Origin of the sequence: Nocardioides sp. Root240 (assembly GCF_001428825.1) — a bacterium.
Taxonomy (GTDB): domain Bacteria; phylum Actinomycetota; class Actinomycetes; order Propionibacteriales; family Nocardioidaceae; genus Nocardioides.
In genome coordinates, this window is the sequence record NZ_LMIT01000002.1 from 553,924 (window position 1) to 578,490 (window position 24,567).

The 24,567-nt window shown below is 71.4% G+C and carries 23 protein-coding genes; 15 read left to right on the forward strand and 8 right to left on the reverse strand.

Annotated elements, in window-relative coordinates; genetic code table 11:
- Window positions 1-195: 195 nt before the first annotated feature.
- Both ASE20_RS05675 and ASE20_RS05680 read left to right on the forward strand, forming a co-directional pair.
- Window positions 196-849, forward strand: a complete 654-nt coding sequence (locus ASE20_RS05675) for an SDR family oxidoreductase (protein WP_056893540.1) — start codon at window positions 196-198, stop codon at window positions 847-849.
- Window positions 850-947: 98 nt separating this feature from the next.
- Window positions 948-2,435: an LVIVD repeat-containing protein gene (locus ASE20_RS05680; protein WP_157538608.1), complete on the forward strand. Its 1,488-nt coding sequence runs from the start codon at window positions 948-950 to the stop codon at window positions 2,433-2,435.
- Here ASE20_RS05680 and ASE20_RS05685 read toward each other — a convergent pair whose 3' ends face one another.
- Genes ASE20_RS05685 through ASE20_RS05695 form a run of 3 tightly spaced genes read right to left on the reverse strand, consistent with a single transcriptional unit; the run spans window position 2,436 to window position 6,142 of the window.
- Entirely contained in the window at window positions 2,436-3,938 is a 1,503-nt protein-coding gene (locus tag ASE20_RS05685) for an AMP-binding protein (RefSeq protein ID WP_056893542.1), read from the reverse strand.
- On the reverse strand, window positions 3,935-4,942 hold the full coding sequence (locus ASE20_RS05690; RefSeq protein ID WP_056893543.1) for an acyl-CoA dehydrogenase family protein: 1,008 nt from the start codon (window positions 4,940-4,942) through the stop codon (window positions 3,935-3,937). The genes ASE20_RS05685 and ASE20_RS05690 overlap by 4 nt, the downstream gene beginning before the upstream one ends.
- Before the next feature lie 9 nt (window positions 4,943-4,951).
- Entirely contained in the window at window positions 4,952-6,142 is a 1,191-nt protein-coding gene (locus tag ASE20_RS05695; RefSeq protein ID WP_056893544.1) for an acyl-CoA dehydrogenase family protein, read from the reverse strand.
- Window positions 6,143-6,203: 61 nt separating this feature from the next.
- Between ASE20_RS05695 and ASE20_RS05700 the strand changes: the two genes are divergently transcribed.
- Genes ASE20_RS05700 through ASE20_RS05715 form a run of 4 tightly spaced genes read left to right on the forward strand, consistent with a single transcriptional unit; the run spans window position 6,204 to window position 9,271 of the window.
- Window positions 6,204-7,361, forward strand: a complete 1,158-nt coding sequence (locus ASE20_RS05700; protein WP_056893870.1) for a Rieske 2Fe-2S domain-containing protein — start codon at window positions 6,204-6,206, stop codon at window positions 7,359-7,361.
- Window position 7,362: 1 nt separating this feature from the next.
- Window positions 7,363-7,665 (forward strand): hypothetical protein, encoded by a 303-nt coding sequence (locus tag ASE20_RS05705; protein ID WP_056893545.1) that lies wholly within the window; start codon window positions 7,363-7,365, stop codon window positions 7,663-7,665.
- 47 nt (window positions 7,666-7,712) lie between these two features.
- Complete coding sequence (locus tag ASE20_RS05710) at window positions 7,713-8,804, forward strand: ferredoxin--NADP reductase (RefSeq protein WP_157538609.1); 1,092 nt, start codon at window positions 7,713-7,715, stop codon at window positions 8,802-8,804.
- Window positions 8,805-8,839: 35 nt separating this feature from the next.
- A complete protein-coding gene (locus tag ASE20_RS05715) occupies window positions 8,840-9,271 on the forward strand; it encodes an SRPBCC family protein (protein ID WP_056893546.1) in 432 nt (143 codons plus the stop codon).
- A 10-nt stretch (window positions 9,272-9,281) separates the two neighbouring features.
- On the opposite strand, the gene ASE20_RS05720 is transcribed toward ASE20_RS05715, so the two are convergent.
- Window positions 9,282-11,222, reverse strand: coding sequence for a GMC family oxidoreductase N-terminal domain-containing protein (locus ASE20_RS05720; RefSeq protein ID WP_056893547.1), 1,941 nt, complete (start codon window positions 11,220-11,222; stop codon window positions 9,282-9,284).
- A gap of 231 nt (window positions 11,223-11,453) precedes the next feature.
- On the opposite strand from ASE20_RS05720, the gene ASE20_RS05725 reads away from it, so the two are divergent.
- Both ASE20_RS05725 and ASE20_RS05730 read left to right on the forward strand, forming a co-directional pair.
- Window positions 11,454-11,657, forward strand: coding sequence for a cold-shock protein (locus ASE20_RS05725; RefSeq protein ID WP_056893548.1), 204 nt, complete (start codon window positions 11,454-11,456; stop codon window positions 11,655-11,657).
- A gap of 52 nt (window positions 11,658-11,709) precedes the next feature.
- Window positions 11,710-12,318 carry a DNA-3-methyladenine glycosylase I gene (locus ASE20_RS05730; protein ID WP_056893549.1) on the forward strand — a complete coding sequence of 203 codons (609 nt, stop codon included), beginning with the start codon at window positions 11,710-11,712 and terminating at the stop codon, window positions 12,316-12,318.
- A 3-nt stretch (window positions 12,319-12,321) separates the two neighbouring features.
- On the opposite strand, the gene ASE20_RS05735 is transcribed toward ASE20_RS05730, so the two are convergent.
- From ASE20_RS05735 to ASE20_RS05745, 3 genes are read right to left on the reverse strand one after another with little or no spacing between them, the layout of a single operon-like run.
- The gene (locus ASE20_RS05735) at window positions 12,322-12,834 is read right to left on the reverse strand and encodes an NUDIX hydrolase (RefSeq protein ID WP_056893872.1); all 513 of its coding nucleotides are present in this window, start codon (window positions 12,832-12,834) and stop codon (window positions 12,322-12,324) included.
- A complete protein-coding gene (locus tag ASE20_RS05740; RefSeq protein WP_056893550.1) occupies window positions 12,831-13,499 on the reverse strand; it encodes an MBL fold metallo-hydrolase in 669 nt (222 codons plus the stop codon). The genes ASE20_RS05735 and ASE20_RS05740 overlap by 4 nt, the downstream gene beginning before the upstream one ends.
- Window positions 13,496-14,182 carry a maleylpyruvate isomerase family mycothiol-dependent enzyme gene (locus tag ASE20_RS05745; protein ID WP_056893551.1) on the reverse strand — a complete coding sequence of 229 codons (687 nt, stop codon included), beginning with the start codon at window positions 14,180-14,182 and terminating at the stop codon, window positions 13,496-13,498. The genes ASE20_RS05740 and ASE20_RS05745 overlap by 4 nt, the downstream gene beginning before the upstream one ends.
- Window positions 14,183-14,314: 132 nt before the next feature.
- Between ASE20_RS05745 and uvrA the strand changes: the two genes are divergently transcribed.
- From uvrA to ASE20_RS05760, 3 genes are read left to right on the forward strand one after another with little or no spacing between them, the layout of a single operon-like run.
- Complete coding sequence (gene uvrA, locus ASE20_RS05750; protein WP_056893552.1) at window positions 14,315-17,302, forward strand: excinuclease ABC subunit UvrA; 2,988 nt, start codon at window positions 14,315-14,317, stop codon at window positions 17,300-17,302.
- A 34-nt stretch (window positions 17,303-17,336) separates the two neighbouring features.
- Window positions 17,337-17,822: a Rieske (2Fe-2S) protein gene (locus ASE20_RS05755; protein ID WP_056893553.1), complete on the forward strand. Its 486-nt coding sequence runs from the start codon at window positions 17,337-17,339 to the stop codon at window positions 17,820-17,822.
- Window positions 17,819-18,235 (forward strand): Rieske (2Fe-2S) protein, encoded by a 417-nt coding sequence (locus tag ASE20_RS05760; RefSeq protein ID WP_056893554.1) that lies wholly within the window; start codon window positions 17,819-17,821, stop codon window positions 18,233-18,235. The genes ASE20_RS05755 and ASE20_RS05760 overlap by 4 nt, the downstream gene beginning before the upstream one ends.
- Here ASE20_RS05760 and ASE20_RS05765 read toward each other — a convergent pair.
- Entirely contained in the window at window positions 18,208-19,521 is a 1,314-nt protein-coding gene (locus ASE20_RS05765) for a hypothetical protein (RefSeq protein WP_056893555.1), read from the reverse strand. The two genes, ASE20_RS05760 and ASE20_RS05765, sit on opposite strands and share 28 nt — an antisense overlap.
- Window positions 19,522-19,588: 67 nt before the next feature.
- Between ASE20_RS05765 and uvrC the strand changes: the two genes are divergently transcribed.
- The 4 genes from uvrC to whiA all read left to right on the forward strand — a co-directional run bounded on the left by uvrC (window position 19,589) and on the right by whiA (window position 24,474).
- Complete coding sequence (uvrC, locus tag ASE20_RS05770) at window positions 19,589-21,562, forward strand: excinuclease ABC subunit UvrC (protein WP_056893556.1); 1,974 nt, start codon at window positions 19,589-19,591, stop codon at window positions 21,560-21,562.
- A complete protein-coding gene (rapZ, locus tag ASE20_RS05775) occupies window positions 21,559-22,437 on the forward strand; it encodes an RNase adapter RapZ (protein WP_412778600.1) in 879 nt (292 codons plus the stop codon). Before uvrC ends, rapZ begins: the two co-directional genes overlap by 4 nt.
- Window positions 22,430-23,401, forward strand: a complete 972-nt coding sequence (locus ASE20_RS05780; protein WP_056893557.1) for a gluconeogenesis factor YvcK family protein — start codon at window positions 22,430-22,432, stop codon at window positions 23,399-23,401. The genes rapZ and ASE20_RS05780 overlap by 8 nt, the downstream gene beginning before the upstream one ends.
- A gap of 86 nt (window positions 23,402-23,487) precedes the next feature.
- Window positions 23,488-24,474, forward strand: a complete 987-nt coding sequence (gene whiA, locus ASE20_RS05785; RefSeq protein WP_056893558.1) for a DNA-binding protein WhiA — start codon at window positions 23,488-23,490, stop codon at window positions 24,472-24,474.
- Window positions 24,475-24,567 lie beyond the last annotated feature (93 nt).

Here is a 24,567-nt window from a genome sequence, read left to right on the forward strand (position 1 = left end):
CCGAGCGAAAACCCATGCGGGCTACGAGGTCCACCAACTCGGACCCGACCGCTGGATCTGGCGCACACCCCACGGACTGCACCGCCTCGTCACCAGCACCGGCACGACGACGCTCACGCCTGCCGAGTACTCGTTCGCGCGCTGGCTCCACGTGGACCTCGCCCTCGCCGCCTGAGCGGGTCCTAGGCTGGCGCCATGACCCGCAACGTGCTGATCGCCGGAGCCGGACCCGGGGTGAGCGGATCGCTCGCCCGCCTGTACGCCGCAGAGGGCGCCACGCTCGCCCTCCTCGGTGCTGACGAGGAGGTCCTCGCCACCCTCGCCGCCGAGGTGGCGGTCGCCGGGGGCGTTGCCGAGACCGCCGTCGTCGACCTGACCGACGAGGCCGCGACCCGTTCCGTGGTGACCCGGCTCGCCGAGAAGCTCGGCCACGTCGACGTCCTGCACTTCAACCCGTCGGCGTACCGGGAGAAGGACCCGCTGTCGCTCTCGGTCGACGAGCTGCTCGCCGACGTGCGCCTCGGCGTCGGCGGGCTGCTGCCCCTGCTCCAGGCCGCGCGCCCCTTCATGGGCCCCGGCGGCCGGGTGAGCGCGACCGGTAGCATGGCAGCCGACAGCCCGTGGTTCGGCGCCGCGTCGCTCGGTGTCCAGAAGGCCGGCCTGCAGAACCTGGTCCGCAGCATCGACGCCACCGTCAAGGGCGACGGCATCCGTGCGGCGTCCGTGACGGTCCGCGGGATGCTGGCGAAGGAGGGCCCGTTCGCGCCCGACAACGTGGCCAAGGCCCTGCGCGCCGCGGTCGACCAGGACGAGGCGAGCTGGCAGACCGAGATCGCGTACGTCGGTTGACCTGATCCGGCAAGGCCTCCTCGACCTGCGGCCCGACTCGTGCGAGGGTGGCCGTCGTGTGTGGCGGTCGCCACACCAGTGCCGACATGGGGGTCGACATGGTGCAGGACCAGGCGCGGGGTGGACGTGCGCAGCACGCCGTCCGCAGGCTGCTGGTGGCGGGCGTCGCCGCGGCGGTGGTGGTGACCGGAGCGGTGCTGACGGCGGGCTCGTCGCAGGCCGAGCTCGACCTGGGCGGCGTGCCGCGGGCGACGTGCGCGACGGGTGACCTGAAGGAGACCTCGATCCAGGGGCGGGTGCCGAAGGCCGACTACGAGTCGGGGCGCGCACTCAAGGGCTACCGCTGCAACACGGTGCAGGTGGGCCACCACGGCAAGCGTTCGGCGCTCGGCTCGGGTGGCTTCAAGGTGCAGCGCTACACCGACGTCACCGGTCGTACCTGTGCCTACTACGACTCCGCCCTGATGGTCGGCCTCAACGTCCCCGGCGTGCTCACCGGGGGCGCCGGTCTCGGGGTGGTCGTGCTCGACATGACCGACCCTGCGAAGCCGGTGAGGACGGCCAACCTGATCACGCCGGCGATGCTTCAGCCGCACGAGTCGTTGCTGGTCAACCAGAAGCGAGGCCTGCTCGCGGCGGTGATGGGCACCCTGGCCACCGCCCCCGGCATCCTCGACGTCTACGACGTCAGCAAGGACTGCCGCCACCCGAGACTGATGTCCACGACGCTGTCCGGCGTGATGGGCCACGAGAGCGGCTTCGCGCCCGACGGCCGGACCTTCTGGACCGCGGGCGCGGCCGGGTTCACGCTCACCGCGGTCGACCTGACCGAGCCGCGCCGCCCGCGGATCCTCAAGACCAAGGTGGGCGTCGTCTACCACGGCCTGCGGCTCTCGGACGACGGGCGCACCATGTACGTCGCCAACATCGGCAGCCCCAGCGGCAAGGACGCCGCGCTGATCGACGGCGCCGGCCTCGACGTCCTCGACGTGTCCGACGTGCAGGACCGCCGGCCGAGCCCGCAGATCCGCACCCTGTCGCGGCTGACCTGGCAGGAGTCGTCCATCCCGCAGGTGGCCGAGCCGTTCACCCGTGGGTCGCGGAAGTACGTCTTCGAGGTCGACGAGTTCAGCGACCTGTTCGGCGACATCACCAAGTTCAACAGCCCGAACAGCCCGGTCGGCGCCGCGCGGATCATCGACGTCACCAACCCCCGTGCGCCGAAGGTCGTCTCCAACGTGCGCCTCGAGGTGCACGACCCGGCGATCCGCGCCAGCCTCAAGGGCGACCCGGGCGCGACGACGATCGTCCGCAGCTACACCGGCCACTACTGCTCGCTGCCGACCCGCACCAACCCGAGGATCGCGGCCTGCTCGATGATCGGCTCGGGCCTGCGGCTGTTCGACATCTCCGACGTCGCCCGGCCCCGTGAGGTCGGCTACTTCAACGTGCCGGGCCCCGACGGCGCCTCGGCGATGTCGCAGCCGGCGTGGGACCTCAAGCGCAAGCAGGTCTGGTACACCGACACCGACGAGGGCCTCTTCGTCGTCGGTCTCCGCGGGCCGGCGGCAGCGCTGATCCCCTGATCAGGAGTACGACGTGCCGCGTGCCGCGCGTACCCACGCCGACCCCGGCGCCGGTACGCCGGCCGACGACAGCGTCCGCTTGAGGACCTTGTTCGTGGCCGTCCGCGGCAGCTCGGTCACGACGCTGACGTAGCGCGGCCAGGCCTTGGGGGAGAGGTCCGCCTGCTCGGTCAGGAAGGCCTCGAGCGCGTCGGGGGTCAGCGGACCGCGCAGGATCAGCGCGCAGGCGACCTGGTCGCCGACCTTCTCGTCGGGCACGGCGTACACCGCGGCCTCGCCGATCGACGGGTGGCGCAGCAGGATCCGTTCGATGGGGGCCGCGGCGAGGTTCTCGCCGTCGACGCGGAGCCAGTCACCCGTGCGGCCGGCGAAGTACACCCAGCCGTCCTCGTCGCGGTAGGCGAGGTCGCCAGACCAGTACATCCCGCCGCGCATCCGGTCCGCCTCGGCCTCGTCGTCGTTGTAGTAGCCGGCGAAGGCCCCGCGGCCCGTGGTGTTGACCAGCTGGCCGATGGCCTCGCCGGGGTTCAGCAGTCGGCCGGAGCCGTCGAAGACCGCGTCGGCGGTCTCCTCGCCGGAGTCGTGCAGCACCCGGATCCCGTCGAGCGGCATCCCGAGGCTGCCGGCGGGCATGCCGGGGCGGCGCTGCACGATCACCGCGTTCTCGGTGGAGGAGTACGAGTCGACGACCTCGCACCCGAAGCGCGTCGCGAAGGCGGCGATGTCGCCCTCGTTGGCCTCGTTGCCGAAGACCAGGCGCAGCGGGTTGTCGGCGTCGTCGGCCCGCTCGGGCGTCGCCAGGACGTAGGTGAGCGGCTTGCCGACGTAGTTGGCGTACGTCGCCCCGAAGTCACGGACGTCGCGCAGGAAGCCGCTGGCAGAGAAGGGCGCCACCGCGAAGGCGGCGCCGGTCGTGAGAGCCGGCGCCCAGCCCGCCATCACCGCGTTGGAGTGGAAGAGCGGCATCGACAGGTAGTGCACGTCGTCCGGCGTGAGGCCGAGCCGGCCGACGAGGTGGGTGCCGGGGCCGGTGATCTTCTCGTGGGTGACGCGGACGGCCTTAGGGGACCCGCTCGTCCCGGAGGTGAAGATCAGCATGAAGAGGCTGTCCGGCGTGGGGTCGGTCGCCGGCAGGTCAGGGACGTCCGTGCCGGACAGGGTGGACAGTGCCAGGTCGGGGGAGTCCACGACGAGCTGGCAGTCCGCCTTCGCCGCGTCCGCGTCGAGCGCGTCGCCGCGGCGGGTGGAGTTGAGTCCGACGACCACGTGCCCACCCAGGCCGGCAGCGGCCAGGTGCAGCGCGAAGGCTGGGCCGTTGGGCAGGAGCACGCCGACGTGGGGAGGCTGGGCGGGGTCGAGGCGTGCCTCGAGCTCCCCCGCGAGCCGGGCGGCCGCGGCGACGTACTCCCGCCAGGAGAGGGAGGTGACAGAACCTGCTTCCCGCCAGCGCAGCGCCGGACGGTCGTCCTCGGCGCGGGCGAGAAGCAGGTCCCGGACGGTCATGCGAAGGAGCGGCCGATCGCCAGCGCCTGCTCGGTCGCGCCCCCGAAGAGGAACTCGAAGCGCTTGCCGCTGGTGAAGTAGCGGTGCGCCTCGCCGTCGAGGTCGATGCCGACGCCGCCGTGGACGTGGACCGTCGTGTGCGCGATCCGGTGCCCGGCGTCGGCGGCCCACAGCTTGGCGGTGGCGACCTCGGTGTCGGCGGCCAGGCCCTCCTGCAGGCGCCAGATGGCCTGCCACAGGGTCAGTCGCTGGCCGAGGACGTCGATGAAGCCGTCGGCCAGGCGCTGCGACACCGCCTGGAAGGTGCCGATCGGGCGGCCGAACTGCTCGCGGGTCTTGGCGTACTCCGCCGTCAGGCGCAGCGCACCCTCGGTCACGCCGAGCTGCTCCGCCGCCGCGAGGGCGATCAGCAGGTTGCCGAGGCGAGCGGGCGCGGACGCGTCACCGACCCGGGTCGCGGCGGCGCCGGTGAGGGTCACCAGCGCGGTGACGTCGCCGTCGCTGGTCCTCTGGGCGACCCGCTCGACGCCGTCGGCCGTCGCGTCGACGAGGTAGACGCCGACACCGTCGGGTCCGGTCGCGGTGACCAGCAGCGCGTCGGCGGCCATGCCGGCCCGAACCAGGGTCTTGGTGCCGGTGAGCGCACCGTCGGCGGTGGCCGTGACGGTCGGCGCGGCCGGCAGGTGCGCCCGCTCCTCGGCGACCGCGGCGGCGTGGAGCTTCGTCGTGTCGGCCGCGTCACCGAGCAGGGTGAGGCAGGCGGCGTGGGTGGCCAGCGGGACCGGCGCGACGCGCTTGCCGCACTCGACCAGCACCCGGGCGACCATGATCAGGTCGAGCTCGGTCCAGTCGAAGGCGTCGCCCAGGGTCGCCCACAGCTCGCGGTCGAAGCGGTCGCCACCAGCCTCGACCTGCTTGAGACGCGCGTTCGTGGTCTTGTCGGCGAGGATCTGCGCGGCCAGCTCGGCGGCCTCGTCCTGCTCGGGGGTGAAGAGAAAGTCCATGTCAGCTCCTCAGGCTCGCTTGGCGGCGGGCAGGCCGAGGCCGACGTACCCGATGATGTCGCGCTGGATCTCGTTCGTGCCGCCGCCGAAGGTCATCACCAGTGACGACCGGTGGAAGCGCTCCAGGCGCCCGGCGAGCACTGCGCCGGGGGAGTCGCCGGTGACGCCCGCGTGCGGGCCGACGATCTCCATCAGCGCGCGGTAGACCTCGGTGGCGAGCTCGGAGCCGTAGATCTTGGTGGCCGACGCCTCGGCCGGCGAGAGGGCCACGCCGTGGTCGGCGTCCGCGGCCAGCTTCCAGTTGATCAGCGAGAGGGCCTCGACGCGGGCGTGCGCCCGGCCGAGCGCGATCTGCACCCACTCGGTGTCGATGACGCGGCTGCCGTCGGGGTTGCGGGTCTCGGCGGCCCAGTCCTTGACCAGCTGCAGCGAGTGGACCAGGGGAGCGGCGGACGTCAGGGCGACCCGCTCGTGGTTGAGCTGGTTGGTCATCAGGGCCCAACCGCCGCCGCGCTCGCTGATCAGGTTCGAGGCGGGGACGCGGACGTCGGAGTAGTACGTCGCCGAGGTGCCGACCCCGGCGACGGTGTGGACCGGGGTGTAGGAGACGCCCGGCGCGTCGGCCGGGACGAGGATCATCGACAGGCCCTTGTGGCGGGGCGCGTCCGGCTCGGTGCGGCAGGCCATCCAGAGCCAGTCGGCGTACTGGATGAGCGAGGTCCACATCTTCTGGCCGTTGATGACCCACTCGTCGCCCTCGAGCGTCGCCCTGGTCTGGAGCGAGGCGAGGTCGGTGCCCGAGCCGGGCTCGGAGTAGCCGATCGAGAAGTGCAGCTCACCGGCGAGGATCTTGGGGAGGAAGAACTCCTTCTGCTCCTCGCTGCCGTAGCGCATGATCGTCGGGCCGACCGTGTTGAGCGTCAGGTAGGGGATCGGTACGCCGGCGATGGCCGCCACGTCGGTGAAGATCAGCTGCTCCACCATCGAGCGGGCCTGGCCGCCGTACTCCTTGGGCCAGCCGATCCCGAGCCAGCCGTCCCGGCCGATCTGGCGGATGACGTCCTTGTAGACGCCGGCCTCCCCGAACTCGCCGGTCGCGGACGCGAGTCCGGCGCGGATCTCGGGGGTGACGAGCTCGGCGAAGTACGCGCGGAGCTCGTCGCGGAGAGCCACCTGCTGCGGCTCCAGGTCGATGTGCATCGGGTCTCCTCGAAGGGCTGGGTTGTTGTCAGCCTAACGGCAAAACTGTAACGTGTTCTACATGAGTGACACCCTCGCCCAAAATGTGCGCCGCGTGGACCAGGGCACCGAGCCGATCCGCTTCGCCCGCGGTTGGCACTGCCTGGGCCTGGCGTCCGACTTCGCCGACGGCAAGCCGCACGCCGTCCACGGCTTCGGCACGAAGCTGGTCGTGTGGCAGGACTCGAAGGGCAAGCTCAACGTCCTGGACGGCTACTGCCGCCACATGGGCGGCGACCTCACCCAGGGCGAGGTCAAGGGCGACAACGTCGCGTGCCCCTTCCACGACTGGCGCTGGGGCGGCGACGGCAAGTGCAAGGAGATCCCGTACGCGCGGCGCGTGCCGCTGCGGGCGCGGACCCAGCGCTACGAGACCGCCGTGCGCAACGGCCAGCTGCTGATCTGGAACGACCCGGAGGGCTCGGCGGCCGACCACGCCATCCTGCCGCCGGAGCTGCCGGACGTGATGACCGACAAGTACACGCCGTGGTCGTGGCACACCCGCGAGATCAACGGCTCGCACTGCCGCGAGCTGATCGACAACGTCGCGGACATGGCGCACTTCTACTACGTGCACTTCGCATTCCCGACGAGCTTCCGCAATATCTTCGACGGCCACACCGCGACGCAGTTCATGGAGTCGAAGGGCCGCCCCGACACGATGGGCGGCGGCTACGGCGACGAGAACTCCACGCTCAAGTCGGAGGCGACCTACTACGGGCCGTCGTACATGATCAACTGGCTCGAGGTCGACTACAAGGGCTTCGTCACCGAGGTCATCCTGATCAACTGCCACATCCCGACGGGGCCGGACTCGTTCACGCTCCAGTACGGCATCAGCGTGCGCAAGCCCGAGGGGCTCGACGAGAAGACCTGCGCCTACATCGCGGAGCGCTACACCGAGTCCTTCGGCGACGGCTTCCTCCAGGACGTCGCGATCTGGGAGAACAAGGTCGCCGTCCAGAACCCGCTGCTGTGCGAGGAGGACGGCCCGGTCTACCAGTTGCGCCGCTGGTACGAGCAGTTCTACGTCGACGTCGCCGACATCAAGCCCGAGATGGTCGACCGCTTCGAGTTCGAGGTCGACACGACGAAGGCCAACGAGTACTGGCACGCCGAGGTGGCCGAGAACCTCGCCAAGCGCGCGGCGGAAGAGGCCTCCGCGCCCGCGGACGCCTGAGATGGCCTCCTTCGTCCCGACCAGCGAGGAGACCCTCGCCGACTTCCGCCACTACACGGAGGAGCGGCTGGTCGAGGTCGCCTGCCTGGACTGCCTGGCCCGGGTGCGGGTCAAGAAGAACAGCGAGCACCAGACCTCGGTCCAGTGGACTGGACAGTCGCAGGCAGATTGTCAAGAGTTCCAGCGACGAGGAGATTCTCCCGCAAGGCGGGACGTGCACAAGCCGTGCCCCCGCTTGATGGCTAGCATCGATGACGCCGTTCGGGCCGGAGATGTCCCGATCGGTGCGTACGACGGGTACTGAGCCCCGCTCGCACCCGCCATGCATTTCACCGTTCCGTAGGGAGTTTCGTGGACATCGAGTCCTTCGTCCTGGATGTCGTCGACGTGGTCGAGGAGACCGCCGACGCCAAGTCGATCAGCTTCGCCGTACCCGCTGGGGCGGAGGAGAAGTTCGACTACAAGCCGGGCCAGTTCCTCACCGTCGCCGTGCCGAGCACGCAGACGGGGATCGCCGCGCGTTGCTACTCGCTCTCGAGCAGCCCGCACGACGGCGGCCCGCTCACCGTGACGGTCAAGCGCACCGCCGAGGGCTACGCCTCGAACTGGATCTGCGACAACCTCGCGGTCGGTGACACGCTGCGCGTGCTGCCGCCGTCCGGGATCTTCACCCCGGCGTCCCTCGAGGCCGACCTGCTGCTCTTCGGCGGCGGCTCCGGCGTCACGCCGATCATGTCGATCACCCGCACCGCGCTGGCCCACGGCAGCGGCAGGATCGTCGTCTTCTACGCCAACCGCGACGAGAAGTCGGTCATCTTCGCCTCGGAGTTCGCCCGGCTCGCGGCGGAGAACCCCGACCGCCTCCAGGTCATCCACTGGCTGGAGTCGGTGCAGGGCCTGCCGACCGAGGCCCAGATGAAGGCCTTCTGTGCGCAGTACGCCGGCTTCGACTCCTTCGTCTGCGGCCCCGCGCCGTTCATGAAGATGGTCACCACCGTGCTCAAGGAGCTCGAGGTCCCGCGCAGCCTGCGCCACCAGGAGAAGTTCGTCTCCCTCGGCGGCAACCCGTTCGGCGACATCGCCGAGGTCCAGCAGGCGCAGGCCGAGATCAGCTCCGCCGACGACGAGGGCGGCGCCGACGCCGCCTTCTCCGACGCCCCTGCCGGACCGGTCAAGCTCGAGGTCGAGCTCGACGGCGAGGAGTTCACCTTCGACGACTGGGACCCGCGCACGAAGATGCTCGACTTCCTCGAGGGCAAGGGCGTCAAGGCGCCCTACTCCTGCCGCGAGGGCGAGTGCTCGGCCTGCGCGATCCGGCTGCTCGAGGGCGACGTGCGGATGGTCCACAACGACGTCCTCGACAAGGACGACCTCGCCGACGGGATCCGGCTCGGTTGCCAGTCGGTGCCGCTGACCGACCACGTCAAGGTCACCTACAGCTGACGGCTGCGCCGAGCCGTCCGGGGTACCTCCGCGGGATGCCGAGCGTCGAACGAACCATCACCGTCGAGAAGCCCGTGGAAGCGGTCTGGACCTACCTGACCGACTTCACCACCACCGAGCAGTGGGACCCGCCCACCGTCTCCACCGAGCGCACCTCGGGGGACGGCGGCGTCGGGACGACCTACCACAACGTGAGCAGGATGCTGGGGCGTGAGGTCGAGGTCGACTACGAGGTCGTCCGCTTCGAGCCCTACGAGGTCTTCGAGCTGACGGGCGCCGCCAACGGCATGAGCCTGCGCGACACGATCACCTTCCAGTCGGGACAGGACACGACCACGGTCACCTACCGGTCGGAATTCTCGCCGCACGGAGTCACGAAGTTGGCCACGCCGGTGATCGCCGGCGGGATCGAGGTGCTCGGCAGCAAGGTCGCCCACAGCCTCGAGAAGCACCTGCTCGCGCTCTAGCGGGCCGCGTTCAGGCCAGGCGTGCTGCCAGGCGGGTCGCGGTCATGTGCGCGATCGACTCGATCGAGATCATCGGGTTCACGCCCGAGGCGGTCGGGAAGCACGACGCGTCGGCGACGTACAGGCCCGGCACGTCCCAGGTCTGCCCGTCGGGGTCGACCGCGGAGCTCAGCGCGGAGCCGCCCATCCGGGCGGTGCCCATGATGTGGAGCGCGGCGAGGGCCATCGTGGCGGGCGCGGCGCCCGCCGTACGGATGTCGGACTCGAAGGTGTCGATCGACCCCCGGCGTCCCGGCTCGTAGCTGACCGTCCGGTGGTGCGTGGTCGCGATCCAGTTCGCACCGGCGGCCTCGGCGATCCGGGCGCCGCCCACGAGACCCTGGACCAGGTGGTCGGTGTCGCGCGGGGAGAGCTGGTAGCGGACGACGGGCTCGCCGTCGCGGCCGATGCGTACCGTTCCGCCCGGGTCACGGTCGCGCACGATGACGGCGACGCCGAGGGTGTGCTTGAGCTCGACCATGCGGCGGCGGAAGTCGTCGGACCCGCGCCAGTTGACGAAGCCGGTGCCGAAGCCGGGCGTCAGGGGAGCGGTCTCGTAGAGCACGCCGTAGCCGGTGCCGTCGAGGTCGGTGTGCGCGTCGACGTACCGGCTCTGCATCGACCCGACCCAGCCGTCGACCGGCTCGTCCATCCGGCCCCAGACCGCGGTCGCGGGGTGGAGGCGGAGGTAGCGGCCGATGTTGGGGTTGCTCAGGCCGCTGCGCTGCAGCAGCGCCGGCGTCTGTACGGCGCCCGCGGCCACGACCACGGCCCGGGCCCGCACGCGGACCCGGTGCCCCTCGGCCGTCGTGGCGACCACGCCGGTCGCGCGGCCGAAGCTGGTGCTCACGGTCCGGACGTCGACGCCGGTCAGGATGCGGGCTCCTGCAGCCGCGGCATCGGCCAGCCAGGTCTTGGCGGTCGACTGCTTGGCCCCGATCCGGCAGCCCATGCCGCAGCGCCCGCACTCCACGTCCTGGTCGCAGCCCTGCACGTTGCGCGGCATGGCGTCCACGTCCCAGCCGAGCGCCCGGGCACCGCGCTCGAGGATCGCATCGCGTGGCGCGGCCTTGTCGTGGTCGGTGTTCACGCCGAGCCGGGCGCACACGGCGTCCATCGAGGCGGCGTACTCCTCACCGGAGAACTGCGTGGCGCCGTGCGATGCCCACTCCTCGCGCACGTGGTCGGGGGTGCGGAAGGACGTCGTGTAGTTGACGACCGTGCCGCCGCCAAGGCCGCGACCGGCGACGAGCTGCACCTGGCCCTCGGCCGTCGACTGCGGAGCGAGCGCGTAGAGCTGGAGGAAGCCGGTCTCCTCGCCGCCGTCGAAGTCGCGCTCGTCGTGGAAGCCGCCGGCCTCGAGGACGACGACGTCGAGCCCGGACGCGGCGAGCACACCCGCCGCCGTACCGCCGCCGGCCCCGGAGCCCACGACCACCACGTCGCAGGACAGGTCGCTGTCGCGGGTGACCTGCTCGGGGGTGAGGACGGCGGGCGGCGGCGTGTCGGCGGTGCCGAGCGGGCCCGGGTAGCCGATGCCGTCCCACAGCGCGTCGCCGCCCGTCATGTAGTACGGGAACAGCGAGGCGGTCTTGAGGCCCTGGAAAAGCGCGCGCTTGGCACCCACCTTGGCGTCCGACAGCGACAGCAGCACCTGCTCGCGCCCGGCCTGGTCCAGCTGCGAGAACCGCCGCGGCCGCCCTGTCAGCGCGAGGCCGAGGGCGCGGGTGTCCCAGAGGTCGAGGAGGGCCTTGAGCTGGCGCAGCTCGCCCGCCCGTGGGTTGGCCTCGGCGATGCGCAGGGCGAGCTCGTGCGAGCCGACCTGGGTCGGTGACGGCACGCCGTCGCCGCCGGTCGCGAACGTGTCGGCGATGAGGCCCATGGCCCGTACCTGTCGCGGGGTGAACACCATGGACCGACATTAGGGTGTCGCAATGGCGCGAGGCGAGGACATCGCTGGTAGCCTTGTCGTGTTGAAGGGGACCGATTCGTCGGCCCTGTCCAGGCGCCGGGCCATCCTGCCGGCGGCTGGTTCACTGTTGTAGCTCCACCTGGTCATTCCACGAGGCGCGTTCAGTTGGCTTCAGCCCGCGCGTCCAATCCGGTTCGCGCGGCTTCCGGGATGACACACAAGGAGTACAAAATGGCTCAGGGCACCGTGAAGTGGTTCAACGACACCAAGGGCTTCGGCTTCATCGCGCAGGACGGCGGCGGCGCTGACGTGTTCGTCCACCACACCGGCATCGCCGGCAACGGCTTCAAGTCGCTTGCCGAGGAGCAGCGTGTGGAGTTCGACGTCACGCAGGGCCAGAAGGGCCTGCAGGCGGAGAACGTCCGCGCGATCTGATCCTTCCCGGATCAGCTCGGTCTTGTCGGGGCCGGGTGGCACAGTTCGTCTCGTGACGAACGTGCTGCCCGGCCCCGACGGCCTTTTCCGCTGTCCCTGGGCCGTGTCGGCCCCCGAGTTCCCCGCCTACCACGACGCCGAGTGGGGCTTCCCCGTCGTCGACGACCAGCGGCTGTTCGAGAAGGTCAGCCTCGAAGGCTTCCAGTCGGGCCTGAGCTGGCGCACGATCCTGGTCAAGCGCCCCGACTTCCGCGCCGCCTTCGCCGCCTTCGACCCCGCGGTGGTCGCCGGCTACGACGACACCGACGTCGCCCGCCTCCTCGCCGACGCCGGCATCGTCCGCCACCGCGGCAAGATCGAGGCCGTCATCAACAACGCCGGCCGCGCCCTCGACCTCGTTGAGGAGAAGGGCTCGCTCGCCGCCTACTTCTGGTCGTTCGAGCCCCCGCTGGCCGAGCTGGGGGAGCCGCAGACGCTGACGACCTCGCCGGCCGCGATCGCGATGTCGAAGGACCTGAAGAAGCGGGGCTGGAAGTTCGTCGGCCCGACCACCGCCTTCGCGTTCATGCAGGCGATGGGGCTGGTCAACGACCACGTCGTTGGGTGCGTGACACGCGCGGAGGTCGCGGCGGCGCGGGCGGCGTTCACGCCGCCGGCGTGACGGTCAGCCGGTCCCGCCCAGGAGGTGTTCGCCCAGCAGCGCGATCGAGTCCGGCACGAACGACTCCGTCCGCACCATCGCCCGCAGCTCCTCGACCGTCACCCACGCACCCCAGGCGACCTCTTCCGGCTGCCACGTGATCGGGCCGTCGTACACGCAGGTGAAGCAGAACGCGTGGTAGTCCGTGTGGTCGTCGGCGTAGTCGCCCTCGCCGAGGCTCGTCAGCTCGACTCCTTTCACGCCGAGCTCTTCCGCAGCCTCCCGGACCGCGGCGTCGTGCGGCTCCTCGCCGACCTGCAGCACCCCGCCCGCGGCGAAGTCGTAGCGGCCGGGGAACACGTCCTTGGTGTCGGTACGACGGTGCACGTAGACCTGGCCCGCGCTGTTGCGCACGATCACGGCCGTGGCCGCGTGGCGGAGATTGCGCTCGCGCATCTCGCGACGTGTGACGACCTCGCCGGAGGGCTGGCCGGCGGCGTCGTACAGGGGGACGAGCTCGTCGCCGGGAGAGCTCACCAGCCCCGCTCGCGCCACTCCGCCACGTGCGGCCGCTCGGCTCCGAGGGTCGAGTCGTTCCCGTGCCCCGGGTAGAACCAGGTGTCGTCCGGGAGCGCGCCGAAGATCTTCGTCTCCACGTCGTCGATCAGCGTCGCGAACGCGGCCGAATCCCCGAACGTGTTGCCCACGCCGCCCGGGAACAGCGAGTCCCCGGTGAACAGGTGGCCGTGGCCGGCGGGGTCGCGGTAGAGCAGGCAGATCGAGCCGGGGGTGTGGCCGGTGATCCGGATGACCTCGAGCGAGCACGACCCGACCGTGACGGTGTCGCCGTCCGAGACGCGCCGCGTGACCTCCACCCCGGTCTGCTCGGTGATGGCGTCCGCGTCGGGCCCACCCGCGACCGTGGTGGCTCCGGTGAGCGAGACCAGCGAGGCCAACCCGCGGTGGTGGTCCCAGTGCTGGTGGGTGGTGACGATCGTGGCCAGTGAGCCGTCGGCGAGCTGGAACAGGCTCTCCGGCTGGTCGGCCGCGTCGACGAGGAGGTTCTCCCCGGTCGACCGGCAGGTCAGCAGGTAGCAGTTGTTCGACATCTTCTCGTCGACGGCGAGCTTGGTGATCGTGAGCTCCGCGAGCTCGCGCACGTCGGGCGCACCGCCCGCCGTGACCTCTCCGGTGTACGTCATCGTCCCTCCATCGTCGGCAGCGTCGCGTTCGTGCTGGACAGTACTGGCCCGGCGTCGCGACCCGTCGCCCACCACGCGAGCGCGCCGAGTGGGCCGCTCACGGTGGGGGAGGAGGCGTCGACCTCACCGAAGTCCCAGCTCCCCGACCCGTCGCTCGCCACCGCGTGGAAGCCGGGGCCGCGGTACTGCTTGGCGTCGTTGCGGAGGAAGGACTGCGCCGTCTCCGACGGCCAGTCGCTCACTATGTAGCCGGCGTCGAGGTCGGCGTGGTGGATCTCGACCTCCCGCAGCCGGAGGAACGGTACGGCGCCGGCCGGCATCACGCGCCCGCCCGGCGTCCGCTCGAACGTGGTGCCCGGGGCCAGGTCGTCGGCGACGGCAGCCACCTCGGCGAAGGAGGCGCACGCCGCCTGGAGCCGGGCGCGGACCTCCGCCGGCGCCGCTGCGGCGAGCACGTCGATGTCGCGGTCCCGCGCGTCGTCGGCGACGTACATCGTCACCGGGGCGCCGTCACGGAAGCCGCGGAGCACGCCCGCGAGCGCCTCCGCGTTCAGGGCGAGGTGGGCGATCACGTGGCTGCGCGTCCAGCCCGTGCAGTGGCTGGGTCCCGACCACGCGCTGTCGGGGAGGTGGTCGACCGTGCTGAGCAGCCGCTCCGTCGCGGCGTGGAGGGGGAGGGTCACGTGCCCATCATGCCCGCGCAACACGACTGTCGGCGCCGGGTGAGAGGGTGGAACCCGGCGCGCGGCTTGCCTGCGCGCCGTACCATGGCGAACACCTGTTCGAACTTTCGAGAGCACAGCAAGGGACCGGTAGTGCAGGATCAGCTGATCATCCGTGGGGCGCGCGAGCACAACCTCAAGGACGTGTCGATCGACCTTCCCCGCGACTCCCTGATCGTCTTCACGGGCCTGTCCGGCTCCGGCAAGTCGAGCCTCGCGTTCGACACGATCTTCGCCGAGGGCCAGCGCCGCTACGTCGAGTCGCTGTCCGCCTACGCGCGCCAGTTCCTGGGCCAGATGGACAAGCCCGATGTCGACTTCATCGAGGGCCTCTCGCCCGCGGTCAGCATCGACCAGAAGTCGACCAGCAAGAACCCGCGCTCCACGGTCGGCACGATCACCGAGGTCTACGACTACCTCCGCCTGCTCTACGCCCGCGCGGGCCGCCCGCACTGCCCGACCTGCGGTGCGCCGATCGAGCGGCAGACCCCGCAGCAGATCGTCGACCGGATGATGGCCCTCGAGGAGGGCACCCGCTTCCAGGTGCTCGCCCCGGTCGTGCGGGGACGCAAGGGCGAGTTCGTCGAGCTCTTCCGCCAGCTCCAGTCGCAGGGCTTCTCCCGCGCGCGGGTCGACGGCGAGACGCACAACCTCGACAGCCCGCCGACGCTCGACAAGAAGTACAAGCACTCCATCGACGTCGTCGTCGACCGGCTCGCGGTCAAGGAGACGGCCAAGCGCCGGCTGACCGACTCGGTCGAGACGGCACTCGGCCTCGCCGGCGGCCTGGTCGTGTTCGACATGGTCGCCACCGGGGAGGAGCTCAAGTTCTCCGAGAAGATGGCCTGCCCCAACGAGCACGCCATCGAGACCGACGACCTCGAGCCGCGCTCGTTCTCGTTCAACTCCCCCTTCGGTGCCTGCCCGTCGTGCACCGGCCTCGGCACGCGCATGGAGGTCGACCCCGAGCTGGTCGTGCCCGACCCGACGGCGACCCTCGCCGAGGGTGCGCTGCAGCCGTGGAGCCACGCGCACGTCGCGGACTACTTCGGCCGGCTGCTGATCGCGCTCGGCGAGGAGCTCGGCTTCGATGTCGACACCCCGTGGGAGCAGCTGCCGGCCCGCGCCCAGAAGTCGATTCTCGAGGGCCACTCGACGAAGGTCCACGTCGTCACCCGCAACCGCTACGGCCGTGAGCGCTCCTACTACGCCGACTTCGAGGGCGTGCGCAAGTACGTCGAGCGTCGTCACCGCGAGGCCGAGAGCGACACCAGCCGCGAGCGCTTCGAGGGCTTCATGCGCGAGGTGCCCTGTCCGGTGTGCGCCGGCAGCCGGCTCAAGCCGGTCTCGATGTCGGTCACGCTCGGCGCCCGGGAGCACGGCGGCAAGAACATCGCCGAGGTCTGTGCCCTGCCGATCAACGAGGCGGCCGCCTACCTCGCCGACCTCGACCTGTCCGCCCGCGAGCGGCAGATCGGCGAGCGGGTGCTCAAGGAGATCCAGGAGCGCCTCAACTTCCTGCTCGACGTCGGCCTCGACTACCTCTCGCTCGACCGGCCGTCCGGATCGCTGTCCGGTGGTGAGGCCCAGCGGATCCGGCTCGCGACCCAGATCGGCGCCGGCCTGGTCGGCGTCCTCTACGTCCTCGACGAGCCCTCGATCGGCCTCCACCAGCGCGACAACCAGAAGCTCATCGAGACCCTGGTCCGGCTCAAGGACCTCGGCAACACGCTGATCGTCGTCGAGCACGACGAGGACACGATCCGCGTCGCCGACTGGGTCGTCGACATCGGTCCGGGCGCCGGCGAGCACGGTGGCCAGGTCGTCCACTCCGGCACGGTCGAAGACCTGCTCACCCACCGGGACTCGATGACCGGCCAGTACCTCTCGCAGCGCCGCGAGATCCCCGTCCCCGCCGTACGACGCCCGCGCACCGTCGGGCGCGAGCTGAAGGTGATCGGCGCCAAGGAACACAACCTCCGCAACGTCGACGTCAGCTTCCCGCTGGGCGTCTTCTGCGCGGTCACCGGCGTCTCCGGGTCCGGCAAGTCGACGCTGGTCAACGACATCCTCTACACGTCGCTGGCCAAGCAGATCTACAACGCGCGGACCATCCCCGGGCGCCACCAGAAGATCACCGGCCTCGAGCACGTCGACAAGGTGATCCACGTCGACCAGTCGCCGATCGGCCGCACGCCGCGGTCCAACCCGGCGACCTACACCGGCGTGTTCGACCACGTCCGCAAGCTGTTCGCGCAGACGCCCGAGGCGAAGATGCGTGGCTACCAGCAGGGACGGTTCTCGTTCAACGTCAAGGGCGGTCGCTGCGAGGCGTGCGCCGGCGACGGCACGATCAAGATCGAGATGAACTTCCTGCCCGACGTCTACGTCCCGTGCGAGGTGTGCCACGGCGCCCGCTACAACCGCGAGACGCTCGAGGTCCACTACAAGGGCAAGACGATCGCCGAGATCCTCGACATGCCGATCGAGGAGGCGCTGGAGTTCTTCGCCGCCGTGCCGGCCATCGCCCGGCACATGAAGACCCTCGTCGAGGTCGGCCTGGGCTACGTCCGGCTCGGGCAGCCCGCGACCACGCTGTCGGGCGGTGAGGCGCAGCGCGTCAAGCTGGCGGCCGAGCTGCAGAAGCGCTCGACGGGCCGCACGGTCTACGTCCTCGACGAGCCGACCACCGGCCTGCACTTCGAGGACATCCGCAAGCTCCTCGGGGTGCTGTCCAGCCTGGTCGACAAGGGCAACACGGTGCTGGTCATCGAGCACAACCTCGACGTCATCAAGACCGCCGACTGGCTGATCGACATGGGGCCCGAGGGTGGCTCCCGCGGCGGCACGGTCGTCGCCGAGGGCACGCCCGAGGACGTCGTCGCCGTGTCCGAGAGCTACACCGGCCAGTTCCTCAAGCCGCTGCTCGAGGGCCGGTCCGTGAAGCAGCCGGGAGCGCCGAAGCGGGCGCCGAAGGAAGCGGTGCCCGCGAAGAAGGCCGTGGCCAGGAAGGCTCCGGCCAAGAAGGCCACCACGAGGAAGGCCCCGGCCAAGAAGGCGACCACGGCGCGGAAGTCATAGGTTCCGCTCAGGTGGCGCCCGTAGCCTGACCGCCATGACGGCCCCCTTGACCAGGCGACGTGCACTGACCGGAGCAGCGACCCTCGGCGTCGGCGTCCCCCTCCTCGCCGCGTGCGGTGACGGCGGCAGCACGACCGCCGACGACCCGGTGACGAGCAGCGCCCCCACGACCAGCGTGCCGACCTCCGCGGCGACGACCGAGACGACGGCGGGCGGCAGCAGTGCCCCGGCGACCGGCGGGCTCGTGGCCGCGGCCGACGTACCGGTGGGCGGCGGCGTGATCCTCACCGACGAGGAGCTCGTCGTCACCCAGCCGACGGCGGGGGAGTACAAGGCCTTCAGCGCGATCTGCACCCACCAGAGCTGCATCGTCACCTCGGTGACCGACAACACGATCCACTGCCCGTGCCACGGCAGCAGCTTCTCGGCCGAGGACGGCTCCGTGACGGGCGGACCCGCGCCGTCGCCGCTCGCCGAGACCGCCGTGAAGCTCAGCGGCGACGCGGTGGTCAAGGCGTGAGCGCACCCGTCGTCAGCCGCCGCATCGTCTTCTCCGGTCTGGGCGCGCTCGGCGTCGCGGCCGCGCTCGCCGGATGTGCCGGCAGCGGCGACAGCGACGGCGGTTCGGACGCGAAGGTCGAGCCGGGCGCCGAGCTGGCCGCCACCGGTGACGTGCCCGTCGGTGGCGGCATCGTGCTCACCGACGAGAAGATCGTGATCACCCAGCCGGTCGCGGGCACGTTCCACGCCTTCACCGCTGTGTGCACCCACCAGATGCTGCTCGTGACGTCGGTCGAGGACGGCAGGATCCTCTGCGCCAACCACGGGTCGTCGTACTCCGCCGAGAGCGGGGACGTCGAGGGCGGACCCGCCCCGTCAGGACTGGCTCGCGTCGAGATCGACGTTCAGGACGACAAGATCCTCGCTGCCTGATCGGCCGCTGCGACCGCCTCGGCCCGCCACCTCTCGTCGCGCGCCGCGGGCCGGCGGTCGAGGCGTACGTCGAGCAGCAGCCGCGCCTCGTCGTACCTCTGGGCGCGGAGCAGGGCCGCGATCCGCGCCTCCTCGACGATCTCGCGCTGGGCGTCCGACCCGCCGACCCGCCACACCTGCGGCCCGAGCCGGCCGAGGTGGTCGGCTCCCTCGTTCCAGCGCCCGGCGGCGAGGAGCGCGAAGGCGCGCGCGAGGGGAGCGACCACCTCGCGATGGGTCGCGCCGGCACGGGTCTCGCACCACCGGGCCAGCCGGTCGAGCCCCGAGCTGTCGTCGACCGCGAGGAGCGCGACCGCCGCGTGCATGCCGAGGAACGCGGTGGCCGGCCGCTCGAGCGTCTCGGGCCCGGTCAGCCGGACCACCTCGTCGAGCGTCGGCACGTCCGCGCCGCCCGGCGTGAGTGCCCACCGGAACAGCAGCGATCCCGTGTCGACCAGCGCCCGGCACCCGACGGCGTGCCGGGGCTGGAGCTGTTCGTCGTACCTCCTCCGGACCGCGGCCACGTCGCCGAGCGAGAGCTCGTGCAGCGCCGCGTGCCAGGAGAAGTGGGTGAGGCTGTCGGTGGCCGCGCCGTCGCCGAGGACCCAGGCATCCATCCAGCGCAGGCCGGCGGCGTGGTCGCCGGTCTCGTAGTGGGCGTGTGCCCGCGCGTGCGCCGCGTGCCCGCCTCCCGGCTCGGCAGCGAGCGAGCGGCAGGACAGGTCCATGGCCTCGTCGAACCGGCGCTGCTCCTGGCGCACGAACGCCAGCAGCCCGTTGATCCACGGGTCGTCGCCGTACGCCGGTGCGGCGTCCTCGACGATCCGCCATGCCTGCTCCGGTACGTCGGTCACGCCCGCGAAGGCGATGGTGGGCATCGCCACCGACAGCAGCACGGCGTCCCGCGGGTACGCCGCCACGTGGGCCACCAACGGTGCGGAGTCGCCCGCCAGGTGCCGCTCCACCGCGTGGACGTGGCTGCGCTCGCGGCCGGTGGCCCGCCGGGCGTGCAGCCGGGCATCGGCCAGGCGGGCGCGCACGTCGACCTGGACGCACATCTCGTGACCGAGGAGGGCGAGGGTCGCATGACCGAGGGCGAAGGTCGGGTCGAGCGTGATCGCCGTCGCGATCCGGTGTGCCGCGCCGGTCCGTAGGCACAGCAGGTCGCGGACGCCGTCGACGTACGCCTCGGCGGCGGGCCGGCTGGTGGTGAGCGGGTAACCGTAGGAGTCACGACAACAACCCATAAGTGCAGTAAAGCACGTGACATTGCAGATTAAAGGACTGTCGGAGCCGATCCGTAGGGTTGGTGCCGTGGCGCCCGCAGTGAACTACCGACCCGCACCGGGGTCGATCCCCACCCAGCCGGGCGTCTACCGGTTCCGCGACGCCAAGGGCCGCGTAATCTACGTCGGCAAGGCGAAGAGCCTGCGGGCCCGGCTCTCGTCGTACTTCCAGGACATCACCAACCTGCACCCGCGCACCGCCACGATGGTGACCACCGCGACGTCGGTCGAGTGGACCGTCGTGAAGACCGAGGTCGAGGCGCTCCAGCTGGAGTACTCCTGGATCAAGGAGTTCGACCCGCGCTTCAACGTGAAGTACCGCGACGACAAGTCGTACCCGTGGCTGGCGGTCACCGTGTCCGACGAGTTCCCGCGGGTGATGGTCGGGCGCGGCGCCAAGCGGCGCGGCACCCGCTACTTCGGGCCCTACAGCCACGCGTGGGCGATCCGCGAGACCGTCGACATCCTGCTGCGGGTCTTCCCGATGCGCTCGTGCAGCAACGGCGTCTTCAAGCGCTCGGGCCAGATCGGCCGGCCGTGCCTGCTGGGCTACATCGACAAGTGCTCGGCGCCGTGCGTCGGCAATGTCTCGCCGGAGGACCACCGCGCGATCGTCGACGACTTCTGCGAGTTCATGGCCGGGCGCACGCGACCGTTCATGAAGCGGATCGAGCAGGAGATGTACGCCGCCTCCGACGCCCTCGACTTCGAGAAGGCGGCGCGCCTGCGCGACGACCTCGGCGCCATGGAGAAGGCGCTGGAGAAGCAGGCGGTCGTGTTCGGCGACGGCTCCGACGCCGACGTGATCGCCGTGGCGGAGGACCCCCTCGAGGTCGCGGTGCAGGTGTTCTACGTGCGCGGTGGCCGGATCCGCGGCCAGCGGGGCTGGGTCGCCGACCGCACCGACGACGGCGACACCGCGTCGCTGGTCGAGCACTTCCTCCTCCAGCTGTACGCCGGCGTGGCGGCCGAGGACGCCCGCGACGCCATCCCGCGGGAGATCCTGGTGCCCCAGTTGCCGCCCGAGGTCGCGACGTGGGAGCACCTGCTGTCCGACGTACGCGGGTCGAAGGTGGAGATCCGGGTGCCGCAGCGCGGCGACAAGCGCACCCTGCAGGAGACCGTGGCGCGCAACGCCACCGAGTCGCTGGCGCTCCACAAGACCAAGCGGGCCAGCGACCTGACGACCCGCAACATCGCCCTCGGTGAGATCGCGGAGGCGCTCGAGCTGGACGAGGCGCCGCTGCGCATCGAGTGCTACGACGTCTCCCACATCCAGGGCACCGAGATCGTGGCGTCGATGGTGGTGTTCGAGGACGGCCTGGCCCGCAAGGGGGAGTACCGCCGCTTCGTGATCCGCGACCAGGAGGGCTCCGACGACGTCGCGGCCATGCACGAGGTGATCACCCGGCGGTTCAAGCGGCTCCTCGACGAGCAGGCGCGCTCGGAGCTGCGACCGGGAGATCCCGCCGCCGGCACCGGCCCGATGCTGGTCGATCCCGACACCGGACGGCCGCGGAAGTTCGCCTACGCCCCGGGACTGGTCGTCGTCGACGGCGGTGCCCCGCAGGTCGCCGCCGCCAAGCGGGCGCTCGACGAGCTCGGCATCGACGACATCCCCGTGTGCGGACTCGCGAAGCGGCTCGAGGAGGTCTGGCTGCCGGGGGAGGAGGACCCGGTGATCCTGCCGCGCACCTCCGAGGGCCTCTACCTGCTCCAGCGGGTGCGCGACGAGGCGCACCGCTTCGCGATCACCCACCACCGCAACCGGCGCTCGAAGTCGATGGTGGAGAGCGTGCTCGACGGTGTCCCCGGCCTCGGGGAGGTACGCCGCAAGACCCTGCTGCGCCACTTCGGCTCGCTCCGCAAGCTGCGCGCCGCCACCGTCGAGGAGATCGCCGCCGTCCCCGGCGTCGGGCCGCGGACCGCGGCCGCGATCAAGGAGGCGCTGGACCGGGAGGACACCGGTACGGCGGCGAGGAAGAAGGCTGCACCACAATGACGTCCATGAGTGAGAGCACCCCCGGGCAGCTCGTCGTGGTCACCGGGATGACCGGCGCCGGCCGCAGCACCGCCGCCAAGGAGCTGGAGGACCTCGGCTTCTTCGTCGTCGACAACCTGCCGCCGAACCTGCTCGCCGACGTGGTCCGCCTCGTCGACGAGAGTCACGGCCCCGCGCAGCCGGTGGCCGTCGTGGTCGACGTGCGGTCCGGCTCCTTCTTCCAGGGCCTGCAGAGCGCGCTCGCGCTCGGGGTCACCGGCCGCGACACGACGCTGGTGTTCCTGGACGCGACCGACGAGGTGCTGGTCCGCCGGCAGGAGGCCGCCCGGCGCCCGCACCCGCTCCAGCAGGGCGGACGCCTGCTCGACGGCCTGCAGCGCGAGCGCGTCGCCCTCGCCGACCTGCGCTCCGAGGCCGACCTGGTCATCGACACCAGCAACCTCAACGTCCACCAGCTCACCGACCGGGTCGCGGAGGCCTTCGGCAACGCGGAGACCACCCGGCTGCGGGTGTCGGTGATCAGCTTCGGGTTCAAGTACGGCATCCCCGTCGACGCCGACTACGTCGCCGACATGCGCTTCCTGCCGAACCCGCACTGGGTCCCCGAGCTCCGCCCGCGCACCGGGCAGGACGCCGAGGTGTCGTCGTACGTCCTGGCGAGGCCCGGCGCGGAGGAGTTCCTCGACGCCTACGTGCCTCTGCTGACCGGCGTCGCCGAGGGCTACCTGCGCGAGGGCAAGCGTTTCATGCGCGTCGCCATCGGCTGCACCGGCGGCAAGCACCGCAGCGTGGCGATGAGCGAGGAGATCACCCGCCGCCTCGTCGACCGGGGCTACCTCGCCCGCGCGATCCACCGCGACCTCGGCCGTGAGTGACCAGCGCGCCCAGGCGGTGGTGGCGCTCGGTGGCGGCCACGGCCTGCACGCCTCGCTCAGCGCCCTGCGCCACCTCCTCGACGACCTGACGCTCGACGAGCTCACCGCGGTCGTCACGGTGGCCGACAACGGCGGCTCGTCCGGACGCCTGCGTGGCGAGTTCGGTGTGCTGCCGCCCGGCGACCTCCGGATGGCGCTCGCCGCGCTGTGCGGCGACGACGAGTGGGGCGACACCTGGACGCGCGTCCTCCAGCACCGCTTCGAGGGTGACGGCGAGATGCGCGGCCACGTCGTCGGCAACCTGCTGATCGTCGGGCTGTGGGAGCTGCTCGGCGACCACGTCGACGCCCTCGACTGGGTCGGCCGGCTGCTCGGCGCACGCGGACGGGTCCTGCCGATGGCGCAGGTGCCGATGGACATCACCGCCGAGGTGCGGGGGCTGGTGCCGGACGACCCCGACGCGCTGACCTGCGTGCGCGGCCAGGTCGAGGTCGCCACCACCGACGGCGTGATCGCGTCGATCGCGCTCCAGCCGGAGTCGCCCGAGGTCAGTCCCGCGGTCCTGGACGCGATCGCGGACGCCGACTGGGCCGTCCTCGGGCCGGGCTCGTGGTTCACGTCCGTGCTGCCGCACCTGCTGGTGCCGGCGCTGCGCGAGGCGCTGGTCCGCACCGACGCCCGGCTCGTCGTCGTGCTGAACCTCGAGGAGCAGGAGGGCGAGACCCCGGGTTTCGGCCCGGCCGACCACCTCGCCGTCCTCGCCGAGCACGCGCCCGACCTGCACATCCACACAGTGCTCGCCGACCGCGGTTCCGTCGGGGGAGGGCTGGCCGAGCTCGAGGAGATGGTCCACGCCCTGGGGGCGCGCCTGGTCGTCGACGACGTGGCCGCCGACGACGGCGAGCCGCACCACGACCCCGTCAAGCTCGCGGCGGCGTACGCGCGGATCTTCAGCACCCGCTGAGGACCCTGCCCACGACGGCGAGCGTCTCGTGGATCACGTCCTCGCCGTCTCCGAGGGTTGTTGACCCACGTGGCAGGATCGTGCGCATGGCGATGACGGCACAGGTGAAGGCGGAACTGGCCAGTACCCCGGTCACCAAGGCGTGTTGTCGCAAGGCCGAGGTCGCCTCCACGCTGCGTTTCGCGGGCGGCCTGCACATCGTTGCCGGCCGGATCGTCGTCGAGGCCGAGCTCGACACCGGCGCCGCCGCGCGCCGGCTGCGCAAGGACATCTCCGAGATCTACGGCCAGTCCTCCGATGTCGTGATGGTCCAGGGCAACGGGCTGCGCAAGGGCAGCCGCTACATCGTGCGGGTCGCCAAGGACGGCGAGGCGCTGGCCCGCCAGACCGGGTTGCTCGACCAGCGCGGGCGCCCCGTGCGGGGGCTGCCGCCGGCCGTCGTGTCCGGAGGCGCGTGCGACGCGGTCGCCGCCTGGCGCGGTGCCTTCCTCGCGCACGGTTCGCTGACCGAGCCGGGCCGCTCGTCGTCCCTCGAGGTCACCTGTCCCGGTTCGGAGGCCGCCCTCGCCCTCGTCGGTGTCGCCCGCCGGCTCGGCATCCAGGCGAAGGCCCGTGAGGTCCGCGGCGTCGACCGGGTCGTGATCCGCGACGGCGACGCCATCGGCCAGCTGCTGACCCGGCTCGGTGCCCACGAGACCCTGATGGCCTGGGAGGAGCGGCGGATGCGCCGTGAGGTCCGCGCCACCGCCAACCGGCTCGCGAACTTCGACGACGCCAACCTGCGCCGGTCCGCCCGCGCCGCCGTGACGGCGGGTGCCCGCGTCGACCGCGCGATGGAGATCCTCGGCGAGGAGGTTCCCGACCACCTCCGGATGGCCGGCGAGCTCCGTCTGCAGCACAAGCAGGCCTCGCTCGAGGAGCTGGGCCAGCTGCACGACCCGGTGCTCACCAAGGACGCGATCGCGGGCCGGATCCGCCGGCTCCTGGCCATGGCGGACAAGCGAGCCGAGGAGCTCGGCATCCCGGACACCGAGGCCTCGCTGACGCCGGAGATGCTCGCCGGCGACGCCTGAGCGTCACGAGCGGGGCCGGTCCCGGTCCGCCCGGACAGGCATGTCCGAAATGTTGGTTCGTGTGGCTTTGTGTTGTTACCTGCCCGTATGGCG

Coding starts and splice junctions, on each gene's coding strand:
- ASE20_RS05675 (WP_056893540.1), top strand. CDS start 196: ATGACCCGCAACGTGCTGATCGCCGGAGCCGGACCCGGGGTGAGCGGA.
- ASE20_RS05680 (WP_157538608.1), top strand. CDS start 948: ATGGTGCAGGACCAGGCGCGGGGTGGACGTGCGCAGCACGCCGTCCGC.
- ASE20_RS05685 (WP_056893542.1), bottom strand. CDS start 3,938: ATGACCGTCCGGGACCTGCTTCTCGCCCGCGCCGAGGACGACCGTCCG.
- ASE20_RS05690 (WP_056893543.1), bottom strand. CDS start 4,942: ATGGACTTTCTCTTCACCCCCGAGCAGGACGAGGCCGCCGAGCTGGCC.
- ASE20_RS05695 (WP_056893544.1), bottom strand. CDS start 6,142: ATGCACATCGACCTGGAGCCGCAGCAGGTGGCTCTCCGCGACGAGCTC.
- ASE20_RS05700 (WP_056893870.1), top strand. CDS start 6,204: ATGAGTGACACCCTCGCCCAAAATGTGCGCCGCGTGGACCAGGGCACC.
- ASE20_RS05705 (WP_056893545.1), top strand. CDS start 7,363: ATGGCCTCCTTCGTCCCGACCAGCGAGGAGACCCTCGCCGACTTCCGC.
- ASE20_RS05715 (WP_056893546.1), top strand. CDS start 8,840: ATGCCGAGCGTCGAACGAACCATCACCGTCGAGAAGCCCGTGGAAGCG.
- ASE20_RS05720 (WP_056893547.1), bottom strand. CDS start 11,222: ATGGTGTTCACCCCGCGACAGGTACGGGCCATGGGCCTCATCGCCGAC.
- ASE20_RS05725 (WP_056893548.1), top strand. CDS start 11,454: ATGGCTCAGGGCACCGTGAAGTGGTTCAACGACACCAAGGGCTTCGGC.
- ASE20_RS05740 (WP_056893550.1), bottom strand. CDS start 13,499: ATGACGTACACCGGAGAGGTCACGGCGGGCGGTGCGCCCGACGTGCGC.
- ASE20_RS05755 (WP_056893553.1), top strand. CDS start 17,337: ATGACGGCCCCCTTGACCAGGCGACGTGCACTGACCGGAGCAGCGACC.
- ASE20_RS05765 (WP_056893555.1), bottom strand. CDS start 19,521: ATGGGTTGTTGTCGTGACTCCTACGGTTACCCGCTCACCACCAGCCGG.
- rapZ (WP_412778600.1), top strand. CDS start 21,559: ATGACGTCCATGAGTGAGAGCACCCCCGGGCAGCTCGTCGTGGTCACC.
- whiA (WP_056893558.1), top strand. CDS start 23,488: ATGGCGATGACGGCACAGGTGAAGGCGGAACTGGCCAGTACCCCGGTC.